The following is a 26,096-nucleotide window of genomic DNA, read 5'->3' on the forward strand; positions in this document are numbered from 1 at the left end:
GATATCCAAAGGATATGGTGATGACATTGTACTTAATAAATGGAGTGGTAGAGTTCAATCCGCAGACACGAGGCCTGAAAAATCAATTGACGGGAGATGTTGTTTACCTACAGCAGCCCGCTGCAACCTGTTTTCTTTATCTTATCCTGAATCAGGGTGTAGTTATCGCGCAGAAAGAACTGGTTGAACAAGGCTGGAAAGAGCGTGATGTTGTGACGATGCCAAATACGTTTTATCAGACTATTTTAACACTGCGTAAGGCACTCGAAGAGGTAGGTTTACCGAGAAACATGGTAAAAACCATTTCCCGACAAGGATTAACCTTATCATCAACAATTCTGATTGAGCCGTTTGATCTTCATAACGTTGCTATTACTGAACGTCCATCAATCAAGCCGGTGATGAGCGATAATGTATTGTCCGAAAAGATGCTAAAAAGAAAATCCTGTGGGGTAAATATTGGAATATCTTTTTTCTTTATCGTGACGGTAATAAATTGCATATTTATTTATCAGAGTCGATTGACTATGCCATTTCAGAATTTTGTGACGATGCCCATGGATAAAAAGACAGACCATGCCTGTAATGTCTATTATGAGGTGACGCAGTCAGTCACTGAGAATTACTATGAGCTAATAAAAAAGCATGCGCTTTTTTGCCGGGATAATAATTATATCTTTCTTACGGGCTATGCTAAAACGGGACGTACTGCGGCATTTGTCTGTAACAAAGATGTTCGGTTTGACACCGAGGCATTTTGTTCATCTTATTTTTTCTGGAGTCGGAGCCTATGAGTAAAAATAGGGCTGTGCTACTCCTTATCATGTTTTTCAGTACGACAATTCTTTCCGGCGCTTTTCTGTTTTACATGCTCTTCAAACCTTCATATCTGGACTGCATCGGTGATGCAGACTGGAATGTTGACGATGCGCGTTTTGTTGGCGCAGTTTCCTTTCAAATGCATAAGAAAGGAGGACTGGCTGTCATTACGGGAAAAATTGGTGGGGAGCGCATTAACGTGAATCGACTGGTCTATTTTAATTATACCCAACAGTTCAGAACGCGGATTTTACATGCGGTCCGCATTGTCAAAACCTTTTCCGATACCGTTAATGATGCAGAATTCGAAAAGATATTATCCCGGTTTTATCTTAAGACCGGGGGGGAATTAACCCTGACCGTGGATGAATATCAATCAGCATATGTCTTTTCAAATGCCAATGTGCCATATCTGTTTTGTAGGAAGAAATGATCGCGCGGCATTCAGTATCCGTTTCCTCGTTCGCCATGTAAGATAGCCGCTGGCGAGAGTGTTTACCGAGGACAAGCATGATGAAAACGGGACCGTTGAACGAAAGTGAACTGGAATGGCTGGATGATGTACTGACCAAGTACAACACCGAGCATGCCATTCTGGACGTGGCCGAACTGGATGGGCTGCTGACGGCTGTTCTCAGTTCACCACGTGAAATTGAACCAGAGCAGTGGCTGGTTGCCGTATGGGGTGGAGCGCAATATGTGCCGCGCTGGTCCTCTGAAAAAGAGATGACGCGCTTTATGAATCTCGCTTTCCAGCATATGGCGGACACCGCTGACCGGCTGAATGATTTCCCGGAGCAGTTTGAACCGCTATTTGGTCTGCGCGAAATTGAAGGGCGTGAGATTACCATTGTGGAAGAGTGGTGCTTTGGCTACATGCGTGGCGTCGCGCTTTCTGACTGGTCTGCATTACCAGACACCCTGAAACCGGCTCTGGACGCTATTGCGCTGCACGGCACAGAAGAGAATTTCGCGGTGGTTGAGAAATTGACCCCGGAAGCGTTTGAAGAGAGCGTTGAGGCGATTCGTCTCGCTGCGCTGGATCTTCACGCTTACTGGATGGCACACCCGCAGGAAACGCCAGTGCAGATGCCGGTGAAAGCGGAGGTGAAAGTGGGTCGAAACGATCCATGTCCGTGTGGAAGTGGCAAAAAATATAAGCAGTGTTGTCTGCACTAGCACAAACAGAGAGGGGCTAACGCCCCTTTCTGTTCACTCAATGTTGTTATCCCACCTCGGGCAGTACTCCGGCAGCAATCAAAAACTGCACGCCTATCACCACAATGCCACACGTAAACACCAGTACTAAGGCCGGGCGTCCGCCCCGTACGCGGTAGCCTGCCTGAGGATTCTGTTTGCGGCTGTGCCATGCCAGTAGTGAAGGGATAATCAGCGCCAGTACCGCCAGTGCGACCCCGGCATAGCCCAGCGCCATCACAAATCCACGCGGATAAAAGAGGGCGAAGGCCAGCGGCGGCAGAAAGGTAATTGCGCCCGTTTGCATCCGGCCTGACGCCGTATTGCGGCGTTGAAACAGATCGGCCAGATAATCGAACAGCCCCAGCGCAACGCCGAGGAAGGACGTCGCCAGTGCTAAGTCAGCAAAAAGATGCACCGCCAGTTCAACGTGCGGCGAGGCAACAACTTCCCGTAGCGCCTGCAGCAAACCATTCAGTCCGGCATGATTTGCCAGTAGCCCCATAAACGTCGTGGAGTCGATGCTGCCCAGCGTTGCCAACTGCCAGAAGATATAGGCCACTAATGGAATCGCGCTACCTGTGATAAATACCCAACGCAGTTTGCGGATGTTGCCTTCCATGTAGCTCACGATACTGGGTACACTGCCGTGGAAGCCAAAAGAGGTAAAGATGACAGGGATAGCTGAAAGCGCAAGCCCTTGCTCAAGCGGCAGGGTCAGGAGATTGACCTTATGAATGTGCGGCATCAACAGCGCCAGCATCACCACCAGGAAGATGATCTTGGCGCTGAACAAAAAACGGTTAAACAGATCGACCAGCGAGGTGCCTACACACACTACGCCACCGGCAACAAAGGTGAACAGCAGCACGCCAGTGGTGGGCGACATCTGCGTCCCGGTCCAGTCGCTGATACTGGAGGCGAGCAATTCCCCCGCACCGCTGATATAGGCTGCCGTCAGCGCGTACATCAGGAACATCATACTGAAGCCGGTTATCCACTGGCCATAGCGTCCCAGGTAGCGTTTTGCCAGCGAGCCCAGTCCGGTGTCTGCCGGGACGTGCTGATACACTTCAAGCAGCAACAGCGCGGTGTAACACATCAACGCCCACAGCCCAATCAATAACGCAAAAGTGACGCCAAAACCGACCCCGGCAGCAGCCAGAGGCATCGCCAACATCCCTGCGCCAATCGTGGTGCCCGCCACGATAAAAACACTTCCCAGAGTTCTATTCTTCACGCTTTACACTATCCCGGAGATAAACAATAGTTAGATCTGCGGCGCAGGGTAAGGCAAAACGTTATTTTCGTCAAATGACCGTTACATGAGCTGTACAAAAATATTTACACCATTGAATGCCCGCAACCTGCGTTAGCGCAAAACAGCCGATTTCATATCGTCGTAGGCTACGCACTTTATTGAGGAGGAATGATGGATTCTGTTCACGGTCATGAAGTGTTGAATATGATGCTTGAGTCAGGCGAGCAATATACAACGGCAAGTCTGGAAGCTGCGATTAAGACCCGGTTTGGTGAAGCGGTGCGTTTTCATACCTGTTCAGCGTCGGACATGACGGCCGGAGAACTGGTGGCATTTCTGGCAGCGAAAGGGAAGTTTATTGCTCAGGATGACGGTTTCTCTACGCACGAAAGTAAAATCTGCCGTCATTAAGAAAACGGTGAGGAAGGTTCCTCACCGTTTACAATTAATTTGCAGTATCAAGCGTCGACAATTCTTTATCGATAAAATACAAACCTTCGCCGCTTTTCCCTGCCAGCGTTAATTTATCAATCACCGATTTAAACAATTTCTCTTCTTCATGCTGTTCGGCAACATACCATTGCAGGAAATTAAAGGTCGGATAATCCTGACTGGTCATCGCGGCATGCGCCAGTTCGTTAATTTTCTGGGTGATCAACTGCTCGTGTTCGTAGGTCACGCGGAATAATTCGTCCAGCGAAGCATATTCTGCAAAAGGCGATGAAACGGTATTAATACGTGGCAAGCTGCCGGTATCGGTCAGATAGTCGAACAGGCGCTGCATATGGGTCATCTCTTCCTGCGCATGGCGACGCAGGAACGCGGCGGCCCCTTCAAAGCTGTGGTAGCTGCACCAGGCACTCATCTGCTGATAGAGCAGGGAGGAATATAATTCCAGGTTCATTTGCTCATTCAGTTTGTCGATCATTTCTGTTTTCAGCATGACTTCGCTCCACAAAATTCATAAATATGTTGATGTGGCGTCACTATAATTTGTTATTTAAATATTTGCAAAAGGTAAAATAATAAATTTAATTATTAAAAATACGAATGGGAATAAAACGCATTTGCGGTTTAATATAATCAGCGTCTGATAAATCAGGCCAGCCAATACTGGCCCATAAATTAATAATAATGAGGAACCGTTTGCGAAATGGCGACGCCCTGACATTGCCAGGAGAGTGTGATTTTTGTGTTCATACACAGCGATCCGGCATAAACGCTACAGGTGCTGACGGGTTGACCGAATGGCATGGCGCTGGCATAGCCTAACTGCTGACACGCACGCGTGGCAGTACCCTGGGCGATATAGTTATCGGTATGGGCATTTTGCAGCATCGCCTGATCGTAACTCAACCGTACCACGCCGGTTGTCGCGCTGGCATCACTCACCTGCGCCTGTCTGTTGATCGTGCATCCGGTCAGGAGTATCAGTGAGAGGGCAATAAAAAGAGTCTTCATGGTATCGCTCTGAATGTTCGGTGATACGCTATCCTAATTCACGCAGCGGCGTTTCAATGGCCTGAATAACTTATAGATCAGCAGCGACTAATCCACACGACGGAGGGTGTTTTGCGGTCAGTGGACGAAAATGTGAAACCGCTCTTCATTTTTAAAACTATCTTTCATAAAATTTGAAAGTATGTTTGCTAAGTAGTACTGTGCGGTATCGTGATTGATTCAAGACGGGACTTCCCGCATCGCATTCAGGAGAAGACAGAATGAAAATTGCATTGATGATGGAAAACAGCCAGGCGGGCAAAAACGCCATCATTTACCGCGAACTTAAAGCGGTTGCCGATGAAAAGGGCTTTCCGGTTTTCAACGTCGGGATGAGCGACGAGAATGACCACCATCTGACCTACATCCATCTCGGCATCATGGCCAGCATTCTGCTAAATTCAAAAGCGGTTGATTTCGTCGTGACCGGTTGTGGTACAGGCCAGGGGGCGCTGATGTCGCTGAACATCCATCCGGGGGTGGTGTGCGGTTATTGCATCGATCCGGCGGATGCGTTCCTGTTTGCGCAGATTAACAATGGTAATGCGCTGTCTCTGCCATTTGCGAAAGGATTTGGCTGGGGAGCAGAACTGAACGTGCGCTTTATCTTTGAGAAAGCCTTTACCGGCCGTAACGGCGAAGGTTATCCGCCAGAGCGTAAAGAACCGCAGGTGCGTAACGCAGGAATTCTCAATCAGGTTAAAGCGGCAGTCGTTAAAGACAACTATCTTGATACACTGCGCGCGATCGATCCGGAACTGGTGAAGACAGCGGTTTCCGGTCAGCGTTTCCAGCAGTGTTTCTTTGAAAATGGTCAGAGTAAAGAGATTGAAGCGTTTGTTCGCGAAATCCTCGGGTAATCTTTGCTGAAAAGCCGGATGGCGCAATGCGCTTCCGGCTTCACACATTACTGTCTTACAGACACCGCGCTCCCCGCATCTTTCGCCAGCCGCAACGTATCCACCATGCCAATCAGGCAAATAAGCGCGATGGCCACAAATGCCAGACGAAAGCTGATGCCAGGAACTGCGTTTATTCCCAGCCATTCACTCACATTCGCGCCAATACGAATACCGATTGCACCCAGTGAAATCCCCAGTCCAACGGCCAGCTGTGTGGCGGTGCTGAACAAGGTATTCGCATAACTCATCTGGACGGAAGGAACGTCTGCGAAAGCCAGCGTGCTGATACCGGTAAACTGAATCGAACGGAAGACGCCACCAAGGTACAGTATCAGCAGAATAAGCCAGACGGGAGTCGAGGGGGTGAGTAGCGCGCAGGCGAGTAGCGCCAGCACATTGAGCGCGCCGTTAATCAACAGTAGCTTTTTAAAGCCTAACCAGCGGATAAGCGGCGTGGTCGCGGGCTTAATCGTCAGATTGCCGACAAACACCGCCAGAACCAGTGAACCGGCCTGAAAGGCATTCATGCCAAAACCCACCTGAAACATGAGCGGCAAAAGAAAAGGCACAGCGCTGATTGAGGCGCGGAACAGCGAGCCTCCGTACATGGTGACGCGAAACGTTGGCACCTGCAGGGCGTCGAGGCGAATCATGGGATAGTCTGCTCGACGGAAATGGCGCAAAGAAAAGGCAAATGTTCCCACGCCAAGCGCCAGCAGAGCTATCGTCAATACGCCTTCGGGATGTTGGGCGCCCAGTAACTCCATCGCATAGACCAGGCTGACCATCGCGATGGCGGTGGCGATGAAACCAGCAAGATCGAAAGGACGCCGATCGTCATCGCGGATAGTGGGAATAAATCGCAGCGCCAGTACGATCGCCAGCAGCCCCAGCGGCACGTTAATAAAAAAAATCCAGCGCCAGTTGGCATAGCTGGTGATAAAGCCGCCGAGTGGTGGGCCAATAATGGGGGCAACCAGTGCAGGCCAGGTTAAGGTGGCGATAGCCGTAATTAACTGATGTTTTGGCGTGGTGCGCAATACCGCTAAGCGACCCACCGGAACCATGAGTGCGCCACCCACACCCTGCAGGATACGCATTGCCAGGAAACTCTCCAGCGTCGTGGAAAGGCCGCACAGCACTGACGCGAGGGTGAAAATAGCGAGGGCAAGCGTAAAGATTTTGCGCGCGCCAAAACGGTCAGCTATCCAACCGCTGGCCGGGATGAGTACCGCGAGGGTAATCAGATAGGCGCTGATACCAATATTTAAATCAACCGCCTGAACACCGAAACTTTTGGCCATATCGGGCAGGGCGGTCGCGATCACCGTGCCGTCAATAAACTCCATGAAAAACGCCCCGGCGACGAGCAGAGCGGCAGGGGAGATACCGCGTTTGCTTTCTACATTTCGATCTTCTTGCATCTTGTTCTTGCCACTATAAACCTTTACCGGAACGGATGATGACGTAGATGACTGATTTACCAGCTAAACAGGCAAAAATGGAAAAGTACATAAGCTTAAAAATGTGATTCACATCACAAATTAGTTGATTTTTGTGATGGTGATCATATTATATGCGCACAGACAGTAACACCTGCATAACAACATAGTTGGAGCCATGCCATGAAATTGCGCAAAATCCTGAAAAGCATGTTTGAAAATTATTGCAAAACTTTCAAAGACGTACCGCCAGGCGCTATGTTCTGATGAAAAAACCTGCTTCGGCAGGTTTTTTTATGCCTGTTTCATGCGGTGGCAAGTCTGGCTATCGTTTCGGCGTCTGAATCGGTACTATGACGGCCTTTCAACATTATCAGGAACGCATACTATGTCCCAACCGCTGAATGCCGATCAGGAACTGGTCTCTGACGTTGTTGCCTGCCAGCTCGTCATAAAACAAATTCTCGATGTTCTCGACGTGATTGCTCCCGTCGAAGTTCGCGAAAAAATGACCAGTCAACTGAAAAATATTGATTTTTCAACGCATCCCGCTGCTGCCGATCCCGTCACGTTACGCGCTATCCAGAAAGCGATCGCGCTGATTGAACTGAAATTCACGCCGCAGGGCGAAGCCCACTAAAATAAACCGTTGTTTTAGATTTTAGAAATACTTTTTGCGATACCTCCCCAAAGTGGGAGGCATCAGGCTGAAAGGACTTTGCTAATTGGCCTGCAGGGGAGTGAAATGCAGGCCAATGACAGGGTCAATTAATGCTGTTGGTAATTGACGACGTTGAGTACGTGCTGATCGGTCTGTGCCGGACACAGTCCTGCGCGTTTGGCGCTACGCACTTCATCAAGAATAGTTTGCAACAACAGTCCATCTTGCTGCTGTTCTTTTTCCAGATCGTGGAGAAAATCGAGGGTTGGAGCATCATTCAGCGCTTCAGCTTCGTTGGTCAGTTGCGAAAGCGTGCTGGCCCGTTGTTCATAATCATCTATCGTTTTCTGAAACAGCTCTTCCAGCGAATGTAAATCCTCACCCTGTACGTCGATGGCCTTAACGACGGGATTTGCCCCCGCATTTTTCATGAAGTTAAACATGCGCATCATTTGGGTGACGTTACTCTGAGCCTGAGTACGTAAGAAAGTCGCAGTACCCATCAGACGGTGTTCGGAACACCACTCACTCAGATGGAGGTAGAGATTGGAAGCATAAAACTCAAGATTCATTTGATTGTTGAGTTTGTGTACCATTCCAACTGCAGCCATATCAATATCCTTATTTCCTGATAGAAGGGGTGTGCAAAGCCAAGGTGCACAACTTACTGTTAGCAGAATAAATCCATTCCGCCGGTCCATTATGTGATCGAAGAGTCAATTTCGTTGCGAATCGAAAATAAGCTTACCCTCATCAAAGGAATAAGAAAATCCTTAAATGGCGTTATTTATGATTTTTTACATATTACTGAAGCTAATACATCATGTTGCCACGGGTAAACATAATGTGAATTTATATATCTCTTTGATTTAATGGTTAAATGATTTATTTGTTAGTTTTGAAATGGTGTTTCAAGTCACAAAACGGAATGATTTCGCATGGTAATATCAGATTATTGATAATTTCTTCCGTCCCTGCCGCGATAATAATCCTGTGAAACGGTTTTGGCCGAAATAACCCAGCTTATCTCTTGCGGAAATCAGGGCGGCGACAGCGTGTTTAATTATAACCGAATGATTAATTCGTCATTTTCGGTGTTATCAGCATGTAATAAATGAGGGATGGTGAATGACAAGAGTGGCAGTCTTGCTGGCATCAGGTTTCGAAGAAGCGGAAGCGATCGTCACGATTGATATCTTGCGTCGTCTGAATATCGACGTTGACACACTGGCCTGCGCGGAGTCTCGCGCCGTGGTGAGTTATCACGATGTTCCAATGGTGGCCGATTACACCCTGGTGGGGCAGCGGGAGAACCTGTATGACGCGGTGGTGCTTCCGGGTGGACCTCAGGGTAGCGTGAATCTTGCGGCGAATCCGCAGGTTGTTGAGTTCATCTCGCGTCATGATGCTGCCGGGAAATTGATTTGCCCCATTTGCTCAGCGGCCGCACGTGTATTAGGTGGCAATGGCTTACTGAAAGGGCGTCGCTATGTCTGTTCAGGCGATCTCTATGAAACGGTGACCGACGGGATCTACGTTGATGCGCCTGTGGTGCTGGATGGTCATCTCCTGAGCGGTAAAGGCTTAGGCCATATTTTTGATTTTGCCCTGACGTTGTCAGCCCGTTTATTAGGTGATGACAAACCGGTCCGCGATCACGCCGACCATATCTATTATCCGTGGTAATCCGTTTGTTCCCGAATGCAGACGTATTCGGGAACAAGGATTTGTGAGCTGACCTTATGGACTAATGTGCTACGCCACTTTTTATTTGTCTGACAAATCCCCCCTTTCTTATGTCATTTTCCGCTGAATTTATGTACGCAATTACTGTAATTCTGCGGTGTGATGCCGCTCTCCTATGGAGAATCAATTTCCCGCTACAACTATTCCAGAACCGGCATTTATCTTAAGTCTGTTTAGTAATGCCTTGTTTTTCGTCTGAATTACACAAAGCCGTTAAATATTACCCTACATAAAATGACGCTAAAGCTGGAGTTAACCATGCACAAATTCACTAAAGCGCTGGCAGCCATCGGTCTTGCTGCCGTTATGTCACAATCCGCTATCGCAGAATCGATGAAGCTGGGTTTCCTGGTGAAACAACCGGAAGAGCCCTGGTTCCAGACAGAGTGGAAATTTGCCGATAAAGCCGGGAAAGATCTGGGCTTTGAAGTCATTAAAATTGCAGTGCCAGACGGTGAAAAGACCCTGAATGCGATCGACAGTCTGGCGGCAAGTGGAGCGAAGGGGTTTGTTATTTGCACCCCTGACCCGAAACTGGGCTCCGCTATTGTTGCTAAAGCGCGCGGCTACGATATGAAAGTCATCGCCGTGGACGATCAGTTCGTTAACGCCAAAGGTAAACCGATGGATACGGTCCCGCTGGTGATGATGGCCGCGACCAAAATCGGCGAACGTCAGGGCCAGGAACTGTATAAAGAGATGCAAAAGCGTGGCTGGGACGTCAAAGAGAGCGCGGTGATGGCGATTACGGCTAACGAACTGGATACCGCACGTCGTCGTACGTCGGGTTCCATGGAAGCGCTGAAAGCCGCGGGTTTCCCGGAAAAACAGATCTACCAGGTTCCAACCAAATCTAACGATATCCCTGGCGCATTTGATGCCGCCAACTCCATGCTGGTTCAGCACCCTGAAGTGAAACATTGGCTGATTGTCGGCATGAACGATAACACCGTACTGGGCGGCGTGCGCGCCACTGAAGGCCAGGGTTTCAAAGCCGCGGACGTGATCGGCATTGGCATCAACGGCGTTGACGCGGTGAGCGAACTGTCAAAAGCGCAGGCGACCGGTTTCTTCGGCTCACTGCTGCCAAGCCCGGACGTTCACGGTTATAAATCCAGTGAAATGCTCTACAACTGGGTGACCAAAGGTGCTGAGCCACCAGCATTTACCGAAGTGACCGATGTCGTGCTGATCACTCGTGAAAACTTTAAAGAGGAACTGGCGAAAAAAGGGTTAGGCGGTAAGTAATACGACAGCAAGTGAAAAGCCGGATGGCATTGTTCATGCTGCCATCCGGCAACCGGTTAGAACGATACTGACTCACGGAGACGTTATGCAACAGTCTACCCCGTATCTCTCATTTCGCGGCATTGGTAAAACCTTCCCCGGCGTTAAAGCACTTACGGATATCAGTTTTGACTGTTACGCCGGTCAGGTGCATGCGCTGATGGGTGAAAATGGCGCCGGGAAATCCACACTCTTAAAAATTCTCAGCGGTAACTATGCGCCAACCACGGGCTCTTTGGCGATTCGCGGGCAGGAAATGAGCTTCGCGGATACCACCGCCGCGCTGAATGCCGGCGTTGCCATTATTTACCAGGAATTACATCTCGTGCCGGAGATGACCGTTGCCGAGAATATCTATCTCGGTCAGCTTCCGCATAAAGGCGGCATTGTGAACCGCACTCTGCTCAATTATGAAGCGGGGCTGCAACTTAAACATCTGGGGATGGATATCGACCCCGCAACCCCTCTGAAGTATCTCTCAATCGGCCAGTGGCAGATGGTGGAAATCGCCAAAGCGCTGGCGCGTAACGCCAAGATCATCGCCTTCGACGAGCCGACCAGCTCGCTCTCCGCAAGGGAGATAGAGAACCTGTTCCGGGTGATCCGCGAACTGCGTAAAGAGGGGCGGGTCATTCTGTATGTCTCGCACCGCATGGAGGAAATCTTCGCCCTCAGCGATGCGATTACCGTGTTTAAAGATGGCCGCTACGTGAAGACTTTTACCGATATGCAGCAGGTCAACCACGATGCGCTGGTGCAGGCGATGGTAGGGCGCGATCTGGGCGATATTTACGGCTGGCAATCACGGCCTTATGGCGCAGAACGCCTGCGTCTGCATGAGGTAAAAGCGCAGGGCGTGCGTACGCCCATCAGCCTCACGGTACGCAGCGGCGAAATCGTTGGGCTGTTTGGCCTGGTGGGGGCGGGTCGCAGCGAGTTGATGAAAGGATTATTTGGTGGCACCCGCATCAGCAAAGGGCAGGTGTATATCGACGAAAAACCGATTGATATCCGCAAGCCAGCGAATGCTATTGCGGCAGGAATGATGCTGTGTCCGGAAGACCGGAAGGCAGAGGGGATCATCCCTGTGCATTCGGTACGCGACAACATCAACATCAGCGCCCGGCGCAAGCATGTGCTTGGCGGATGCGTGATCAACAATGGATGGGAAGAGACCAATGCCGACCATCACATTCGCTCGCTGAACATTAAAACGCCCGGTGCGGAGCAGTTAATCATGAACCTCTCCGGGGGTAACCAGCAAAAGGCAATTCTCGGTCGCTGGCTGTCGGAAGAGATGAAGGTAATTTTGCTCGACGAACCGACGCGCGGGATTGACGTTGGTGCGAAGCACGAAATTTATAACGTTATTTATGCCCTGGCCGCGCGCGGCGTTGCCGTGCTGTTCGCCTCCAGTGACCTGCCGGAAGTCCTCGGCGTGGCAGACCGCATTGTGGTGATGCGGGAAGGGGAGATCGCCGGGGAATTACTTCACGAACAGGCGGATGAACGCCAGGCGCTGAGCCTCGCTATGCCTAAAGTCAGCCAGGCTGTCGCCTGAGAAAGGAGAGAATGATGTCTTCCGTAACTACTTCCGGATCGGGCGCGCCAAAGTCGCCATCACCCTTTAGCCTGGGACGTATCTGGGACCAGTATGGCATGTTGGTGGTGTTCGCCGTCCTGTTCCTGGCCTGCGCCATTTTTGTGCCGAACTTCGCGACATTCATCAATATGAAAGGGCTGGGGCTGGCGATCTCCATGTCGGGCATGGTGGCCTGCGGCATGTTGTTCTGCCTGGCCTCAGGAGATTTCGACCTGTCGGTGGCGTCGGTGATCGCCTGTGCCGGCGTGACCACGGCAGTGGTCATCAATATGACCGAAAGCCTGTGGATTGGCGTGGGCGCGGGCCTGTTGTTGGGGGTACTGTGTGGTCTGGTCAACGGCTTCGTAATTGCGCGGTTGAAGATCAACGCCCTGATCACCACGCTGGCAACGATGCAAATTGTCCGTGGCCTGGCGTATATCATTTCCGACGGTAAAGCGGTGGGAATTGAAGACGAGCGCTTCTTTACCCTTGGCTACGCCAACTGGTTTGGCTTACCGGCACCAATCTGGCTCACGGTAGGCTGCCTGATTATCTTTGGCTTGTTGTTAAACAAAACCACTTTTGGGCGTAACACGCTGGCGATTGGGGGCAACGAAGAAGCGGCGCGTCTGGCTGGGGTTCCGGTGGTGCGCACTAAGATCATTATTTTCGTACTTTCCGGTCTGGTCTCTGCGGCCGCCGGGATTATCCTTGCCTCGCGTATGACAAGCGGACAGCCGATGACCTCCATTGGCTATGAACTGATAGTCATCTCTGCCTGCGTGTTAGGTGGCGTTTCCCTGAAGGGCGGCATCGGAAAAATCTCATATGTGGTGGCGGGCGTCCTGATCCTGGGCACCGTTGAGAATGCGATGAACCTGCTGAATATTTCGCCTTTCGCCCAGTACGTTGTACGCGGCCTGATCCTACTGGCTGCGGTGATCTTCGACCGTTACAAACAAAAAGCGAAGCGTACGGTCTGATAAAAAACGCCTAACTTTTTAGTCTAGTTCCCCACCTTTGCCAGCCGCTAGCCCGGCTGGCAATTGTCTTCTGAAATGGCGAGCATTGTCACACTGTCTATACTTACCTTTGCTTATGAGGCGCGATCCGCGCGGCTCCGACATGACATTAAGGAGGAGTATTGGGTGGCAGAACCGTTAACCGTAACCCCTGAACCGTCCGCACAATATGCTTATTTTTTTGATCTCGATGGAACGCTTGCGGAGCTCAAACCGCACCCGGACCAGGTGGTGATACCTCCCACGATCCTTCAGATGCTTCACTATCTTGCAGAGTGCAACGCAGGGGCTCTGGCATTGATTTCAGGGCGCTCAATGGTTGAGCTTGACGCGTTGGCTACCCCCTGGCGCTTTCCGCTGGCAGGCGTGCATGGGGCTGAACGCCGTGACATCAATGGGAAAATGCATATCGTGCATCTCCCTTCGGCAATAGAACGCGATATCAGCGTTCAGTTACATACGGCGCTGTCGCATCTACCGGGAACGGAGATTGAGACGAAAGGAATGGCGTTTGCGCTGCATTACCGACAGGCGCCGGAGCATGAAGCCGCACTGCAGGCGCTGGCGCTGCGTATTACGCAGACCTGGCCGCAGCTTGCGCTTCAGCAAGGGAAGTGCGTTGTCGAAATTAAACCCAAAGGCACCAACAAAGGTGAAGCAATAGCCGCGTTTATGCGGGAAGCTCCCTTTGCCGGGCGGGTCCCTGTTTTTCTGGGGGACGATCTGACCGATGAATCGGGGTTTCATGTGGTGAACAAGGCGGGGGGTATTTCTGTGAAGGTAGGAGAGGGGGAGACGCAGGCGCAATGGCGTTTAGCCGGGGTGCCAGATGTCTGGCGCTGGCTGGAGTCTGTTTACACTGCACAACAAGAAAAAAACACGAATGACAGGAGAAATGGTAATGAGTCGTTTAGTCGTAGTATCTAATCGAATAGCGCCTCCGGATAATAAAACCAGTGCAGGCGGCCTGGCCGTTGGGATACTGGGCGCATTGAAAGCGGCTGGAGGGCTTTGGTTCGGTTGGAGTGGCGAACTGGGTAACGAGGATGAGCCATTAAAAAAGGTCACCAAGGGCAACATCACCTGGGCATCGTTTAACCTGAGCGAGAAGGATCATGAAGAGTATTACAACCAGTTCTCTAACGCGGTGTTATGGCCAGCCTTTCACTATCGGTTAGATCTGGTGAACTTTCAGCGAACGGCCTGGGAAGGCTACCAGCGTGTAAATGCGCAACTGGCAGACAAACTCCTGCCGCTACTAAAAGACGATGATATTCTCTGGATCCATGATTACCACCTGCTACCGTTTGCCAGCGAACTACGTAAGCGCGGCGTGAACAATCGGGTCGGTTTCTTTCTGCATATTCCTTTCCCCACACCGGAAATTTTTAATGCGCTGCCGTCGTCAGAGATCCTCCTTGAGCAGATGTGCGATTTTGATCTGCTGGGTTTTCAAACTGAAAACGACCGCCAGGCATTCCTTGAGAGTCTCTCCAGCCTGACAAGAGTCAGTTCCTGCGATACGCAGAACCACACGGCATGGGGGAAACACTTTCACACCGCGGTCTATCCTATCGGCATTGAACCGGAGGAGATTACCCGCCAGGCGTCAGGGCCGCTGCCGCCGAAACTGGCTCAGCTAAAGGCTGAGTTGAAGAATCTGAAGAATATCTTTTCTGTTGAGCGACTTGATTACTCAAAAGGGCTTCCGGAGCGTTTTCAGGCCTATGAGGCGCTGCTGGAGAAATTCCCTCAACATCATGGAAAAATTCGTTACACGCAGATTGCGCCCACTTCGCGTGGCGATGTGCAGGCCTATCAGGACATCCGTCATCAGCTTGAGACGGAAGCCGGACGCATTAACGGCAAATACGGGCAATTGGGCTGGACGCCGCTGTATTATCTTAACCAGCATTTTGAACGTAAATTGTTGATGAAGGTATTTCGTGCGTCGGATGTAGGGCTGGTTACGCCGTTGCGCGACGGCATGAATCTGGTGGCGAAGGAGTTCGTTGCCGCCCAGGATCCCGCCAATCCTGGCGTTCTGGTGCTATCACAGTTTGCTGGTGCGGCAAATGAGCTGACCTCAGCGCTGATCGTCAATCCTTACGACCGCGATGAAGTGGCGGCGGCGCTGGATCGCGCGCTCACCATGCCACTTGCCGAGCGTATTTCGCGTCATGCTGAGATGCTGGAAGTGATTGTGAAAAACGATATCAATCACTGGCAGGAGCAGTTTATCTGCGATCTAAAGGCGATCACCCCTCGCAGTGCTGAAAGTCTTCAGGCACGTAAAGTCGCGACGTTTCCTAAGCTGGCCTGAATGACGTTCCAGGGAGATTAATCGCCTTCAAGCGGGACCAGCAGGACATCTACCAGGCTTGAACTCACCACACTTTTCGCCGAGCAGGAGGCTCGCGAAAAGAAGCTATGGTTGTGGTTGCCGCAGATGACCAGATCCACATCATGCTTGCGGCATACGTCCAGAATATGCTCGCTTAACTCACCGTAGGTAATGAAGGTCTGGGCGATCGGGTAACCTGCTTCCCTTCCCAGTTTTTCAAGAAAATCCGTTGTCTCCTCATGCATCACCGCGCGTAAATCTTCCAGCATGGGGGCGGCAAATTGATTGTATATCTCTGGGTCGGAGGCGAGGGTGATAAGGCTTATCCGTGCGTTGACGGGGCGGGCAATGGAGACGGCTTTTGCCAGGAGTTGTTGGCTTTCCGGCGTCACTGCCACGGCAACCAGAATGTGGGTATAGCTCATAACTCGCTCCTTATTGCAAGAATATGAGATGGTTCTTCAGCATTACTCCGATTCGCTGATAACTGCAATGCTTCAATATGACATTAATGTGAAGGCTATCATAATTATTCATTAATATTCCTTATAAGTGGATCTAAGGAATAACCAAAAGTGTTAACCGAATCTACTGACTTAAATCAAATCACGGAGTCAATCAATATTTGGTTTAACAAATTCATTCTTGTGATTAATCGCAATGAAATCATAAGTGCGATGTATTGATAAAAAATAAATGATAATTAACATATTGTTTGGTAAGGATAAAAATTAGTTTCCGTTTGGGGTTAGATCAATTCACATTAATTACTTTCATTAAGTGACTTTAACGGTGATGACATAATATCTTCTGCCGTATCCGGCATTTGATTTAATACCAATGAGAATAAAATGAGGTTTTACTGGTTAATTTCCCAGCAAAATAAAAGCCCAACTGATGGATTTATGTTAACGATTAAGTTAATTTATGTGATGTTCATCACATATTTTCCAAATTCGCAGCGTGGCTTTGTTGTATGTCTCGGGTGTGACGAGTACAGTTGCGTCGATTTAGGAAAAATCTTAGGCATTTGTAAGAAATCATGTGCTCGTGTTTCAACCTGAGAAGGGGATCAGTGTGACGCGTGCGTCCATGCTTCAGCGCCTGAGTAAAGGTATGTGTTTGACCTATTTGTTTTTTTTACCGGGAATTCCCGGCGACATCACGGGGTGCGGTTTTACCGCATAAAAATAAAAGTTGGTTATTCTGGATGGGAATAATGCATACATCCGAGTTGCTGAAACACATTTATGACATTAACTTGTCATATTTACTCCTTGCACAGCGTCTAATCGTTCAGGACAAAGCGTCCGCCATGTTTCGTCTCGGGATCAATGAGGAAATGGCGGTCTCACTGGGGGCGCTGACCCTTCCACAAATGGTAAAACTGGCAGAAACGAATCAGCTTGTATGTCACTTCCGTTTCGACAGTCATCAGACCATTACTCGTCTGACTCAGGATTCCAGAGTCGACGATCTCCAGCAAATTCACACCGGTATCATGTTGTCTACTCGTCTGTTAAGTGATGTCAATCAGGCTGATGAAACTGCGCGTAAGAAAAGGGCCTGATGATGAGTGAAAAAAGCATTGTTCAGGAAGCTCGTGATATCCAGTTAGCGATGGAATTGATCACTCTGGGTGCCCGTTTGCAAATGCTGGAAAGCGAAACGCAGTTAAGCCGCGGTCGCCTCATCAAGCTCTACAAAGAACTTCGTGGTAGCCCGCCGCCGAAAGGGATGCTGCCGTTTTCCACTGACTGGTTTATGACATGGGAGCAAAATATTCATGCGTCCATGTTCTGTAATGCCTGGCAGTTCTTGCTTAAAACGGGTCTGTGCAGTGGCGTTGATGCGGTAATTAAGGCGTATCGGTTGTACCTCGAGCAGTGTCCGCAGGGTGAAGACGGGCCACTGCTGGCGTTGACTCGCGCGTGGACGCTGGTGCGTTTTGTAGAAAGTGGACTGCTTCAGTTATCGAGCTGTAACTGCTGTGGCGGCAATTTCATTACCCATGCACATCAACCTGCGGGCAGTTTTGCCTGTAGTTTATGCCAGCCGCCTTCCCGTGCGGTAAAAAGACGTAAACTTTCCCAGGATGCTGCCGATATTATTCCACAACTGCTGGATGAACAGATCGAACAGGCTGTTTAACCGATACGGTGTGGACGGAACACTCCAGCAGCGGTAATTCATTACCGCTGCTTTTTTTTGCCTCGCCAACGTGTTAACGCCCCGACTGCACGTCCTGTCATAGTCAACAGCGGAAGGATGATGTCGTGCTTATCTTATTAGGTTACCTGGTGGTTATTGGTACAGTTTTCGGTGGTTACATGATGACCGGCGGAAACCTGGGGGCACTCTATCAACCGGCTGAATTTGTCATCATCGGTGGCGCGGGAATAGGGGCATTTATCGTGGGTAACAACGGTAAAGCCATCAAGGGGACGCTGAAAGCGCTGCCGTTACTGTTTCGCCGTTCGAAATACACCAAAGCGATGTATATGGATCTGCTGGCGTTGCTCTATCGCCTGATGGCCAAGTCTCGCCAGCAGGGGATGTTCTCACTTGAACGCGATATCGAGAATCCGAAAGAGAGCGAAATTTTTGCCAGCTACCCGCGCATTCTGGCCGACTCGGTGATGCTGGAATTCATTGTCGATTACCTGCGCCTGATCATCAGCGGCAACATGAATACCTTCGAGATCGAAGCGCTGATGGACGAAGAGATTGAAACGCACGAAAGCGAATCGGAAGTGCCGGCCAACAGCCTGGCGCTGATGGGCGATTCACTGCCGGCGTTTGGTATCGTTGCGGCAGTGATGGGGGTGGTACATGCGCTCGCGTCCGCTGACCGACCCGCCGCAGAGCTGGGTTCGCTGATTGCTCACGCGATGGTCGGTACATTCCTCGGTATTCTGCTGGCCTATGGTTTTATTTCCCCGCTTGCCAGCGTCCTGCGCCAGAAGAGCGCGGAAACCAGCAAAATGATGCAGTGCGTGAAGATCACCTTACTGTCTAATCTGAACGGTTACGCCCCGCCGATCGCCGTCGAGTTTGGACGTAAAACGCTGTATTCCAGCGAGCGTCCGTCGTTCATTGAGCTGGAAGAGCATGTTCGTGCAGTGAAAAATCCGAACCAGCAGCAGACGACTGAGGGCGCATGAAGAATCGGTCTCATCCTATCGTCGTCGTTAAGCGACGCAAACATAAGGGGCATGGCGGCGGCGCTCACGGATCGTGGAAGATTGCTTACGCCGATTTTATGACCGCCATGATGGCCTTTTTTCTGGTGATGTGGCTCATTTCCATCTCCAGCCCTAAAGAACTGATTCAGATTGCCGAATACTTTCGTACTCCGCTGGCGACGGCGGTAACGGGAGGGAATCGAATTTCAAATAGCCAGAGTCCGATTCCCGGTGGTGGCGACGACTTCACCCAGCAGCAGGGCGAAGTGAACAAGCAGCCGAACATCGATGAACTGAAAAAGCGCATGGAACAAAATCGCCTGAGCAAACTGCGTGGCGACCTCGATCAGCTCATCGAATCGGATCCCAAACTACGTGCACTGCGCCCGCATCTGAAGATTGATCTGGTACAGGAAGGGCTGCGTATCCAGATTATCGACAGCCAGAATCGCCCGATGTTTAAGACCGGCAGCGCCGAGGTCGAGCCCTACATGCGTGACATTCTGCGCGCAATCGCGCCAGTGCTGAACGGTATTCCAAACCGTGTCAGCTTGTCCGGGCATACCGATGATTTCCCTTACGCGAACGGCGAAAAGGGCTACAGCAACTGGGAACTCTCTGCCGATCGCGCCAATGCGTCGCGACGCGAACTGGTGCAGGGGGGATTGGATGATGGAAAAGTATTACGAGTGGTCGGCATGGCCGCCACGATGCGTATGAGCGATCGCGGTCCGGATGACGCCATCAACCGCCGAATCAGTCTGTTGGTACTGAACAAACAGTCCGAACAGGCCATTTTGCATGAAAACGCTGAAAGCCAGAACGAGCCGGTAAGTGTATTACAACAGCCTGAGGCCAGTCCGCAGGTAAGCGTTCCCACATCGCCACCAGCCAATCCGAGGTGATAGCGTGAGCATGGATATAAGCGATTTTTATCAGACCTTTTTTGATGAAGCTGACGAGTTGTTGGCTGACATGGAGCAACATCTGCTCGATCTGGTGCCCGAAGCGCCGGACGCCGAGCAACTGAATGCCATTTTTCGTGCAGCGCACTCCATCAAAGGGGGAGCCGGCACGTTCGGCTTTACCATTTTGCAGGAAACCACCCATCTGATGGAGAACCTGCTGGATGAGGCGCGTCGCGGTGAGATGCAGCTCAATACCGCCATTATCAACCTGTTTTTGGAAACGAAAGATATTATGCAGGAACAGCTCGATGCCTATAAAAGTTCGGAAGAGCCGGATGCCGCCAGTTTCGAATACATCTGCACGGCATTACGCCAGTTAGCGCTGGAAGCGAAAGGCGAAACCACACCGGTCGTGGTGGCGAATGCCCGACTGAGCGTGGTCGACAACACGACGCCTGAAGAAGTTGTTGCAGCCCAGGAAGAGAAGTTGCGCATCGTCCTCTCACGTCTGAAACCCAGTGAAGTGGCCTTGCTGGAAGAAGAACTGGGCAATCTGACCACCTTATCTGATGTGGTTAAAGGCGCAGACAGCCTTGCGGCAACGCTTGAAGGTGATGTTGCAGAGGACGACGTTGTCGCCGTGCTGTGCTTTGTAATTGAAGCCGACCAGATTGCCTTTGAGAAAGTGGCGACCGTGACGGCACCTGTGGTGCAGGCGGAAGCGGCTGATCTGGTTGCCGTCGAACAACCTGTCGTTGCAGTTCCTGCGGTGAAGGCCGTTGCAGGTGAACCGCAAAACGGGCGCACAGAGCGGGAAAAACCGGCGCGCGTCAGTGAATCCACCAGCATTCGTGTCGCGGTGGAGAAGGTCGATCAGTTGATCAACCTGGTCGGTGAGCTGGTGATCACCCAGTCAATGCTGGCACAGCGTTCAAACGAACTCGACCCGGTTAATCACGGCGATCTCATCACCAGCATGGGTCAGTTACAACGTAACGCCCGCGATCTACAGGAATCGGTGATGTCGATTCGTATGATGCCGATGGAGTACGTGTTTAGCCGTTTCCCGCGTCTGGTGCGTGACCTGGCGGGCAAACTCGGCAAGCAGGTTGAACTGACGCTGGTCGGTAGTTCGACAGAACTCGACAAAAGCCTGATTGAACGCATCATCGATCCGTTAACTCACCTGGTGCGTAACAGCCTTGACCACGGTATCGAACTGCCGGAAAAACGCATGGAATCCGGTAAGAATGTGGTGGGTAATCTGATCCTGTCGGCAGAGCATCAGGGCGGTAATATCTGTATCGAAGTGACCGATGACGGGGCTGGGCTGAACCGCGAACGCATTCTGGCGAAGGCGCTCTCCCAGGGGATGGCGGTCAATGAAAATATGACCGATGACGAAGTGGGGATGCTGATTTTTGCTCCTGGCTTCTCGACCGCCGAGCAGGTTACCGACGTTTCCGGGCGCGGCGTGGGCATGGACGTGGTGAAACGTAACATCCAGGAAATGGGTGGCCATGTTGAAATCCAGTCGAAACAGGGGGCTGGCACCACTATTCGTATTTTGCTGCCGCTGACGCTGGCGATCCTCGACGGCATGTCCGTGCGCGTCGCCGACGAAGTCTTTATTCTGCCGCTGAATGCGGTGATGGAATCCCTGCAGCCGCGTGACGATGATCTGCATCCGTTGGCCGGGGGCGAGCGCGTGCTGGAAGTGCGCGGCGAATATTTGCCGTTGGTCGAGTTGTGGAAAGTCTTCGAAGTGGAAGGGGCGAAAACCGAGGCCACCCAGGGCATTGTGGTGATCCTGCAAAGCGGCGGGCGCCGTTACGCACTGTTGGTCGATCAACTGATTGGTCAGCACCAGGTGGTGGTGAAAAACCTGGAGAGCAATTATCGCAAAGTGCCGGGGATCTCAGCGGCCACTATTCTGGGCGATGGCAGCGTCGCACTGATTGTGGATGTCTCCGCCCTGCAAGGTTTAAATCGCGAACAACGTATGGCGATCACCGCCGCCTGATTGAGTGAGAAAGGGTAAAATATGACCGGTATGACTAATGTAAGTAAACTGGCCGGCGAGCCGTCAGGTCAGGAATTCCTGGTGTTTACGCTGGGAGAGGAAGAGTACGGCATCGACATCCTGAAAGTGCAGGAGATCCGTGGTTACGATCAGGTCACGCGCATTGCCAACACGCCTTCCTTTATCAAAGGGGTAACGAACCTGCGCGGCGTGATCGTACCGATCGTCGATTTGCGCGTGAAGTTCTGTCAGGGCGATGTCGACTATAACGATAACACCGTGGTGATTGTGCTTAATCTGGGACAGCGCGTGGTGGGGATCGTGGTGGACGGCGTGTCTGATGTGCTGTCGCTGACCGCGGAGCAAATCCGCCCGGCACCGGAATTTGCCGTGACGCTGTCAACAGAATATCTGACCGGACTCGGCGCGCTGGGCGACCGGATGCTGATCCTGGTGAACATTGAGAAACTGCTGAACAGTGACGAAATGGCGCTGTTGGATATGGCCGCCTCTCACGTTGCCTAATCGCATTACCCGATGCCGGTAACGCCTTATCCGGCCTACACTCACAACGTAGGCCGGATAAGCGAAGCGCCATCCGGCATAATCAACCGTTATGCTTCGACCTTCTGCGACACTTCTTCCTCATCACGCTCTTCCAGCAACCCTTCGTTTTGCGCCAGCATCGCCGTGGCAATGCCGTTGCCTAACACGTTAATGGCGGAACGGCCCATATCGAGAAAATGGTCGATGCCCATCAGTAACAAAATGCCAGCGACCGGAATATTGAAGCTAGGAATGGTTGCCGCCAGCACGACTAACGCAGAGCGTGGAACACCGGCAATGCCTTTTGACGCCAGCATCAGCGTGAGCATCAGGACGCTAATCTCAGCAAACGACAAGTGGATATTGTAGGCCTGAGCGATAAACATCGAGGCAAAAGAACAGTAGACCATTGAGCCGACCAGGTTGAAGGAGTAGCCAATGGGCAGCACGAAAGAGACGATATTACGTGAGCAGCCGAACGTCGTGAGCTGCTCCAGGGTTTTCGGATAGGCGGCTTCAGAACTGCTGGTGGTAAAGGCCACCAGCACCGGATCTTTAAGCATACTGACCAGGCGAAAAACCTCTTTTTTCAATACCAGATACCCCACCGCAAGCAATACCAGACAGGTCATCAAAATCGCGAGGTAATAGCCGCCAATAAACGAGGCGTAGTTGAGCAGAATACCTAACCCCTCGGTGGCGATTACCGAGGAGATGGCGGCAAAAATCGCCAGCGGCGCGACGTACATCACGTAGCCAGTGACTTTCAGCATGATGTGGGACACCACGTCCAGCGCGGCGACCAGCGGGGCATTGAATTTCTCGCCCAGCGAGGCGCCGCCAATCCCGAAGAACATCGAGAACACCACGATCTGCAAAATTTCGTTATTTGCCATCGCACCGGCGATGCTGGTGGGAATGGTATGCGACAGGAAGCCTTTAAGGCTCATCCCGCCGACGGCGAGACCGGTATCCACCGCTTCTTTCGGGATAGCCAGATTGAGCCCACTGCCGGGCTGTTCCAGGGTAACAATAAACAGGCCCACCAGAATGGAGAGAATGGAGGAGCTGATGAACCAGATCATCGCTTTGCCGCCTACACGTCCGATGGTGGACGTCTCACCGAGACGCATAATGCCCACGGTGAGGGTGCTGAACACCAGGGGAGCGATAACCATTTTAATCAGACGTAAGAAGATGTCGGTGAGAAGGGTGATGTTATCCGACCAGGCGGCAATGACGCTTTCGGAAGTATACGAGTGAATAACTGCACCTGACACAATGCCTGCCAGCATGAAAATCACGATACATATCGTGAGCTTATTTGCATTTGCCACTAAAAATCCCTCGGGCTGAATTTAACAATTTATTATCAGGGACATATACGTTTTATGTATTTATTGTCGCTGAATCATTTACTACCTAACCTGGAGTAATCTGCCGGGGGTTACAACTATTTTTTATTATTTGCTCATTTTGTTGTGTTATATCCAGGGCGATTTTGTGAACTGGATCGCATAAGAAGGAATATATCCTCTCAAAAAGCGAGGAAAACAGAATGCTAATGATGTTAATGAATTGATGTATAAGCGCTTTCGTTGTCAATCACCCGTTCGTATGGCGAAGCCTGACGGCAGTGGTTGTTTTCTCATCCGTAAACTAAATTTCTGATTATCGGTTTGTTTTACAGGTCTGCGTGACCTTTCTCGCCATGCGAGTTGTGACTTTCGTTAATCGTGGCGATTTTTCGGAGGTGTTTGATGAACAGTTTATTCCGGTTCCTGGGTATGGCTGGCATTTTCCTTCTGCCATTGCCTTATGCAATGGCGGTGACCAGCAGCGGGACAGTCGGGGCGACGTTGACCTTAACCAACGGTTGTCTGATCAATGGTTCACCCAGTCAGAACGGTATTAACTTTGGTACGCTGGATTTCGGTACTCATCCTGCCACGTTCTCAGAATTAACGACCCAGTTGACGGGGGCTGCGGGCGGAAACAGTTTTGGCATTCAGTGCACCACCGCGGATTACACCGTGCAAATCACCGGCAATACCAACTCATCTGCTCCCGGCACCGTCGTCGGTACACCGGGTACACCCGCCCGTTACCTGGTGAATGCTGCCAATACCACCCAGGGCGTGGCCTACAGCCTCTACAGCGACAGCGGTTTTAATAACGTTATCAGTAATAACACCCCAATACCGAAAGCCTCAACGACGGCCGGGGTCGACAACTACACGTTGTATGGCCGGATTCAGGGCGGCGGAAACAGCGTCACCGTGGTGCCGGGGACTTACACCGATACGATTAACGTCAGCGTCATCTACTGATCGCCCCAGGTAATGAGGATCCTCAGCGTGAGCTTCCCGTGGGGAGGCAGGGGACGGCTACGCCTTTTTCTGGCGATATTCGGTCTGACTGTGGTGCCGGTCATGGCTGTGACTACGCAGTCCTTTCAACTGAACGCCACCATCACGCCGGGGTGCTCGGTGACAACCGGCAGCGGCGCGGCGCTGGGAACCCTCAACTTCGGTACCTATAGCGGCGTGGAAAAACGACAGGCGAGTGCGCAATTTGTCCCTAATGCCGCGCTGGCTCTGGCCTGCACGCCGGGCGTGGCGCTGAGCATGACGATTGACAGCGGACGCAACTATACCTCGGTGCGCAATATGCAACGTTCCGGGGGAACGGACCGGGTGGCCTATCGGCTCTACAGTTCGTCATCGCTGGCGGCGAACAGTGAGATCGGCGTGAATCAGCCGGTCTCAGTCGTCTACACCGACAGCAATAATATCGCGTTACCGCTGTTTGGCGCGGCAACGCTGACGGGGTTTAGCCCCGCAGGTAACTATTCAGATCAGCTTACGGTGACCCTGTCATGGTAGCGAAGGGAGAGGTGATATGCACATACGAGCGTCTTTGGGACTGCTGTTTGGCTTCACGACAGCGCTGGCTTCCGCAGGGGCAAACAGCGCTGCGACGATCCTGCTGTGGCCGATTGATCCCTGGCTGGCGGCGGAGAGCAACGCAACGGAGTTGTGGATCCAGAATCAGGGCGACACCCCAACGACGATGCAGGTGCGAATTGTCCGCTGGCGGCAGGATGACGGTTTCGAACGCTATCAGCCGCAGCAGGATGTGGTTGCCAGCCCGCCGATTGTCCGGATTGAAAAGGGCAGCAAGCAGCTGATTCGTCTGATTAAACAGTCTACGGTTCCCGCTGGGGTTGAGCAGGCTTACCGTATTATCGTCGATGAGATCCCACAGCCTGACAGCGGCGATAAACTGCAAATGGGGTTGAAGGTGCAAATGCGCTATTCGTTGCCGCTGTTTGTCTACGGTCAGGGGATCCAGACCTGGGCGCAGGGAGAACATCATGCGCGGGTGGATACCGCGAAGCTGCGCTGGCGGGTGGTCCGCACCAACGGACAGCCCGAGCTGGAGGTGCGCAATGATAACGACGTACATGTCCGGTTAAGCAAAGTGACGCTGCGTCAGGGCGGCGTGCAGCACACGATGGCGCAAGGCTTATTGGGATATGTTTTGCCTGGCAGCATTCGCCGCTTCCCGCTTCCCGCCGGTGCTACCCATCCGGACAACATTAGTGCGGCAATCAACGCGCAGGGTGGCAAATGGTTGTCTGGTCCCGCCCTCTAAGCGGCTTACTG

Annotated in this window: 29 protein-coding genes; 22 read left to right on the top strand and 7 right to left on the bottom strand. The window is 51.6% G+C overall.

The window, feature by feature from the left end; genetic code table 11:
• The first annotated feature begins 20 nt into the window (after positions 1-20).
• The 3 genes from I6L53_RS08725 (at position 21) to I6L53_RS08735 (ending at position 1,998) form a co-directional block, all read left to right on the top strand.
• Positions 21-794 carry a winged helix-turn-helix domain-containing protein gene (locus tag I6L53_RS08725; RefSeq protein ID WP_042318339.1) on the top strand — a complete coding sequence of 258 codons (774 nt, stop codon included), beginning with the start codon at positions 21-23 and terminating at the stop codon, positions 792-794.
• A complete protein-coding gene (locus I6L53_RS08730; RefSeq protein ID WP_042318340.1) occupies positions 791-1,252 on the top strand; it encodes a hypothetical protein in 462 nt (153 codons plus the stop codon). Before I6L53_RS08725 ends, I6L53_RS08730 begins: the two co-directional genes overlap by 4 nt.
• A gap of 80 nt (positions 1,253-1,332) precedes the next feature.
• Complete coding sequence (locus I6L53_RS08735; RefSeq protein ID WP_042318341.1) at positions 1,333-1,998, top strand: YecA/YgfB family protein; 666 nt, start codon at positions 1,333-1,335, stop codon at positions 1,996-1,998.
• Positions 1,999-2,044: 46 nt separating this feature from the next.
• Here I6L53_RS08735 and tyrP read toward each other — a convergent pair whose 3' ends face one another.
• Entirely contained in the window at positions 2,045-3,196 is a 1,152-nt protein-coding gene (gene tyrP, locus I6L53_RS08740; RefSeq protein ID WP_276535236.1) for a tyrosine transporter TyrP, read from the bottom strand.
• A 252-nt stretch (positions 3,197-3,448) separates the two neighbouring features.
• Between tyrP and I6L53_RS08745 the strand changes: the two genes are divergently transcribed.
• The gene (locus I6L53_RS08745; protein ID WP_042318343.1) at positions 3,449-3,688 is read left to right on the top strand and encodes a YecH family metal-binding protein; all 240 of its coding nucleotides are present in this window, start codon (positions 3,449-3,451) and stop codon (positions 3,686-3,688) included.
• A 34-nt stretch (positions 3,689-3,722) separates the two neighbouring features.
• On the opposite strand, the gene ftnA is transcribed toward I6L53_RS08745, so the two are convergent.
• Positions 3,723-4,220, bottom strand: coding sequence for a non-heme ferritin (gene ftnA, locus I6L53_RS08750; protein ID WP_042318344.1), 498 nt, complete (start codon positions 4,218-4,220; stop codon positions 3,723-3,725).
• Positions 4,221-4,402: 182 nt separating this feature from the next.
• Positions 4,403-4,738: a YecR-like family lipoprotein gene (locus tag I6L53_RS08755; protein ID WP_042318345.1), complete on the bottom strand. Its 336-nt coding sequence runs from the start codon at positions 4,736-4,738 to the stop codon at positions 4,403-4,405.
• A 260-nt stretch (positions 4,739-4,998) separates the two neighbouring features.
• Between I6L53_RS08755 and I6L53_RS08760 the strand changes: the two genes are divergently transcribed.
• Entirely contained in the window at positions 4,999-5,637 is a 639-nt protein-coding gene (locus I6L53_RS08760) for an RpiB/LacA/LacB family sugar-phosphate isomerase (protein WP_042318346.1), read from the top strand.
• Positions 5,638-5,684: 47 nt separating this feature from the next.
• Here the strand turns inward: I6L53_RS08760 and I6L53_RS08765 are convergent, their stop codons facing one another.
• Positions 5,685-7,103 (bottom strand): MFS transporter, encoded by a 1,419-nt coding sequence (locus tag I6L53_RS08765; RefSeq protein ID WP_042318347.1) that lies wholly within the window; start codon positions 7,101-7,103, stop codon positions 5,685-5,687.
• Between the two features lie 201 nt (positions 7,104-7,304).
• Between I6L53_RS08765 and azuC the strand changes: the two genes are divergently transcribed.
• Positions 7,305-7,388: a stress response protein AzuC gene (azuC, locus tag I6L53_RS08770; protein WP_014229869.1), complete on the top strand. Its 84-nt coding sequence runs from the start codon at positions 7,305-7,307 to the stop codon at positions 7,386-7,388.
• 121 nt (positions 7,389-7,509) lie between these two features.
• A complete protein-coding gene (locus tag I6L53_RS08775; RefSeq protein WP_042318348.1) occupies positions 7,510-7,761 on the top strand; it encodes a DUF2766 family protein in 252 nt (83 codons plus the stop codon).
• A 128-nt stretch (positions 7,762-7,889) separates the two neighbouring features.
• Here the strand turns inward: I6L53_RS08775 and I6L53_RS08780 are convergent, their stop codons facing one another.
• Positions 7,890-8,393, bottom strand: a complete 504-nt coding sequence (locus I6L53_RS08780; protein WP_042318349.1) for a non-heme ferritin-like protein — start codon at positions 8,391-8,393, stop codon at positions 7,890-7,892.
• Between the two features lie 517 nt (positions 8,394-8,910).
• Here I6L53_RS08780 and I6L53_RS08785 point away from each other — a divergent pair.
• From I6L53_RS08785 to otsA, 6 genes are all read left to right on the top strand, one after another.
• Positions 8,911-9,468 carry a DJ-1/PfpI family protein gene (locus I6L53_RS08785; RefSeq protein WP_042318350.1) on the top strand — a complete coding sequence of 186 codons (558 nt, stop codon included), beginning with the start codon at positions 8,911-8,913 and terminating at the stop codon, positions 9,466-9,468.
• A 318-nt stretch (positions 9,469-9,786) separates the two neighbouring features.
• Positions 9,787-10,776: an arabinose ABC transporter substrate-binding protein AraF gene (gene araF, locus I6L53_RS08790; protein WP_042318351.1), complete on the top strand. Its 990-nt coding sequence runs from the start codon at positions 9,787-9,789 to the stop codon at positions 10,774-10,776.
• Positions 10,777-10,861: 85 nt separating this feature from the next.
• Positions 10,862-12,376, top strand: coding sequence for an arabinose ABC transporter ATP-binding protein AraG (gene araG, locus I6L53_RS08795; protein ID WP_042318352.1), 1,515 nt, complete (start codon positions 10,862-10,864; stop codon positions 12,374-12,376).
• Between the two features lie 14 nt (positions 12,377-12,390).
• A complete protein-coding gene (gene araH / locus I6L53_RS08800) occupies positions 12,391-13,383 on the top strand; it encodes an arabinose ABC transporter permease AraH (RefSeq protein WP_042318353.1) in 993 nt (330 codons plus the stop codon).
• Positions 13,384-13,548: 165 nt separating this feature from the next.
• The gene (gene otsB / locus I6L53_RS08805) at positions 13,549-14,349 is read left to right on the top strand and encodes a trehalose-phosphatase (RefSeq protein WP_042318354.1); all 801 of its coding nucleotides are present in this window, start codon (positions 13,549-13,551) and stop codon (positions 14,347-14,349) included.
• Positions 14,324-15,745 carry an alpha,alpha-trehalose-phosphate synthase gene (otsA, locus tag I6L53_RS08810; protein ID WP_042318356.1) on the top strand — a complete coding sequence of 474 codons (1,422 nt, stop codon included), beginning with the start codon at positions 14,324-14,326 and terminating at the stop codon, positions 15,743-15,745. Before otsB ends, otsA begins: the two co-directional genes overlap by 26 nt.
• Before the next feature lie 17 nt (positions 15,746-15,762).
• Here otsA and uspC read toward each other — a convergent pair whose 3' ends face one another.
• The gene (uspC, locus tag I6L53_RS08815) at positions 15,763-16,191 is read right to left on the bottom strand and encodes a universal stress protein UspC (RefSeq protein ID WP_042318357.1); all 429 of its coding nucleotides are present in this window, start codon (positions 16,189-16,191) and stop codon (positions 15,763-15,765) included.
• A gap of 794 nt (positions 16,192-16,985) precedes the next feature.
• Between uspC and flhD the strand changes: the two genes are divergently transcribed.
• From flhD to cheW, 6 genes are all read left to right on the top strand, one after another.
• Positions 16,986-17,336, top strand: coding sequence for a flagellar transcriptional regulator FlhD (gene flhD / locus I6L53_RS08820; RefSeq protein WP_042318359.1), 351 nt, complete (start codon positions 16,986-16,988; stop codon positions 17,334-17,336).
• Positions 17,337-17,338: 2 nt separating this feature from the next.
• On the top strand, positions 17,339-17,917 hold the full coding sequence (flhC, locus tag I6L53_RS08825; RefSeq protein WP_042318680.1) for a flagellar transcriptional regulator FlhC: 579 nt from the start codon (positions 17,339-17,341) through the stop codon (positions 17,915-17,917).
• A gap of 125 nt (positions 17,918-18,042) precedes the next feature.
• Positions 18,043-18,930: a flagellar motor stator protein MotA gene (motA, locus tag I6L53_RS08830; RefSeq protein ID WP_042318360.1), complete on the top strand. Its 888-nt coding sequence runs from the start codon at positions 18,043-18,045 to the stop codon at positions 18,928-18,930.
• Entirely contained in the window at positions 18,927-19,856 is a 930-nt protein-coding gene (gene motB, locus I6L53_RS08835) for a flagellar motor protein MotB (protein ID WP_042318361.1), read from the top strand. The genes motA and motB overlap by 4 nt, the downstream gene beginning before the upstream one ends.
• A 4-nt stretch (positions 19,857-19,860) precedes the next feature.
• Positions 19,861-21,882: a chemotaxis protein CheA gene (cheA, locus tag I6L53_RS08840; protein ID WP_042318362.1), complete on the top strand. Its 2,022-nt coding sequence runs from the start codon at positions 19,861-19,863 to the stop codon at positions 21,880-21,882.
• Between the two features lie 21 nt (positions 21,883-21,903).
• Positions 21,904-22,407, top strand: a complete 504-nt coding sequence (gene cheW, locus I6L53_RS08845) for a chemotaxis protein CheW (RefSeq protein WP_042318363.1) — start codon at positions 21,904-21,906, stop codon at positions 22,405-22,407.
• Between the two features lie 89 nt (positions 22,408-22,496).
• On the opposite strand, the gene I6L53_RS08850 is transcribed toward cheW, so the two are convergent.
• Positions 22,497-23,765, bottom strand: coding sequence for a dicarboxylate/amino acid:cation symporter (locus I6L53_RS08850; protein ID WP_042318364.1), 1,269 nt, complete (start codon positions 23,763-23,765; stop codon positions 22,497-22,499).
• 423 nt (positions 23,766-24,188) lie between these two features.
• Between I6L53_RS08850 and I6L53_RS08855 the strand changes: the two genes are divergently transcribed.
• From I6L53_RS08855 to I6L53_RS08865, 3 genes are read left to right on the top strand one after another with little or no spacing between them, the layout of a single operon-like run.
• On the top strand, positions 24,189-24,758 hold the full coding sequence (locus I6L53_RS08855) for a Csu type fimbrial protein (protein ID WP_042318365.1): 570 nt from the start codon (positions 24,189-24,191) through the stop codon (positions 24,756-24,758).
• A 12-nt stretch (positions 24,759-24,770) separates the two neighbouring features.
• Complete coding sequence (locus I6L53_RS08860) at positions 24,771-25,313, top strand: Csu type fimbrial protein (RefSeq protein WP_042318367.1); 543 nt, start codon at positions 24,771-24,773, stop codon at positions 25,311-25,313.
• A gap of 16 nt (positions 25,314-25,329) precedes the next feature.
• Positions 25,330-26,085, top strand: a complete 756-nt coding sequence (locus tag I6L53_RS08865) for a fimbrial biogenesis chaperone (RefSeq protein ID WP_042318368.1) — start codon at positions 25,330-25,332, stop codon at positions 26,083-26,085.
• Positions 26,086-26,096: the final 11 nt, after the last annotated feature.

This window comes from Citrobacter farmeri, assembly GCF_019048065.1.
Taxonomy (GTDB): Bacteria; Pseudomonadota; Gammaproteobacteria; order Enterobacterales; family Enterobacteriaceae; genus Citrobacter_A; species Citrobacter_A farmeri.

Coding starts and splice junctions, on each gene's coding strand:
- I6L53_RS08725 (WP_042318339.1), top strand. CDS start 21: ATGACATTGTACTTAATAAATGGAGTGGTAGAGTTCAATCCGCAGACA.
- I6L53_RS08730 (WP_042318340.1), top strand. CDS start 791: ATGAGTAAAAATAGGGCTGTGCTACTCCTTATCATGTTTTTCAGTACG.
- I6L53_RS08735 (WP_042318341.1), top strand. CDS start 1,333: ATGAAAACGGGACCGTTGAACGAAAGTGAACTGGAATGGCTGGATGAT.
- tyrP (WP_276535236.1), bottom strand. CDS start 3,196: ATGTTGGCGATGCCTCTGGCTGCTGCCGGGGTCGGTTTTGGCGTCACT.
- I6L53_RS08745 (WP_042318343.1), top strand. CDS start 3,449: ATGGATTCTGTTCACGGTCATGAAGTGTTGAATATGATGCTTGAGTCA.
- ftnA (WP_042318344.1), bottom strand. CDS start 4,220: ATGCTGAAAACAGAAATGATCGACAAACTGAATGAGCAAATGAACCTG.
- I6L53_RS08755 (WP_042318345.1), bottom strand. CDS start 4,738: ATGAAGACTCTTTTTATTGCCCTCTCACTGATACTCCTGACCGGATGC.
- I6L53_RS08760 (WP_042318346.1), top strand. CDS start 4,999: ATGAAAATTGCATTGATGATGGAAAACAGCCAGGCGGGCAAAAACGCC.
- I6L53_RS08765 (WP_042318347.1), bottom strand. CDS start 7,103: ATGCAAGAAGATCGAAATGTAGAAAGCAAACGCGGTATCTCCCCTGCC.
- azuC (WP_014229869.1), top strand. CDS start 7,305: ATGAAATTGCGCAAAATCCTGAAAAGCATGTTTGAAAATTATTGCAAA.
- I6L53_RS08775 (WP_042318348.1), top strand. CDS start 7,510: ATGTCCCAACCGCTGAATGCCGATCAGGAACTGGTCTCTGACGTTGTT.
- I6L53_RS08780 (WP_042318349.1), bottom strand. CDS start 8,393: ATGGCTGCAGTTGGAATGGTACACAAACTCAACAATCAAATGAATCTT.
- I6L53_RS08785 (WP_042318350.1), top strand. CDS start 8,911: ATGACAAGAGTGGCAGTCTTGCTGGCATCAGGTTTCGAAGAAGCGGAA.
- araF (WP_042318351.1), top strand. CDS start 9,787: ATGCACAAATTCACTAAAGCGCTGGCAGCCATCGGTCTTGCTGCCGTT.
- araG (WP_042318352.1), top strand. CDS start 10,862: ATGCAACAGTCTACCCCGTATCTCTCATTTCGCGGCATTGGTAAAACC.
- araH (WP_042318353.1), top strand. CDS start 12,391: ATGTCTTCCGTAACTACTTCCGGATCGGGCGCGCCAAAGTCGCCATCA.
- otsA (WP_042318356.1), top strand. CDS start 14,324: ATGAGTCGTTTAGTCGTAGTATCTAATCGAATAGCGCCTCCGGATAAT.
- uspC (WP_042318357.1), bottom strand. CDS start 16,191: ATGAGCTATACCCACATTCTGGTTGCCGTGGCAGTGACGCCGGAAAGC.
- flhD (WP_042318359.1), top strand. CDS start 16,986: ATGCATACATCCGAGTTGCTGAAACACATTTATGACATTAACTTGTCA.
- flhC (WP_042318680.1), top strand. CDS start 17,339: ATGAGTGAAAAAAGCATTGTTCAGGAAGCTCGTGATATCCAGTTAGCG.
- motB (WP_042318361.1), top strand. CDS start 18,927: ATGAAGAATCGGTCTCATCCTATCGTCGTCGTTAAGCGACGCAAACAT.
- cheW (WP_042318363.1), top strand. CDS start 21,904: ATGACCGGTATGACTAATGTAAGTAAACTGGCCGGCGAGCCGTCAGGT.
- I6L53_RS08855 (WP_042318365.1), top strand. CDS start 24,189: ATGAACAGTTTATTCCGGTTCCTGGGTATGGCTGGCATTTTCCTTCTG.
- I6L53_RS08860 (WP_042318367.1), top strand. CDS start 24,771: ATGAGGATCCTCAGCGTGAGCTTCCCGTGGGGAGGCAGGGGACGGCTA.
- I6L53_RS08865 (WP_042318368.1), top strand. CDS start 25,330: ATGCACATACGAGCGTCTTTGGGACTGCTGTTTGGCTTCACGACAGCG.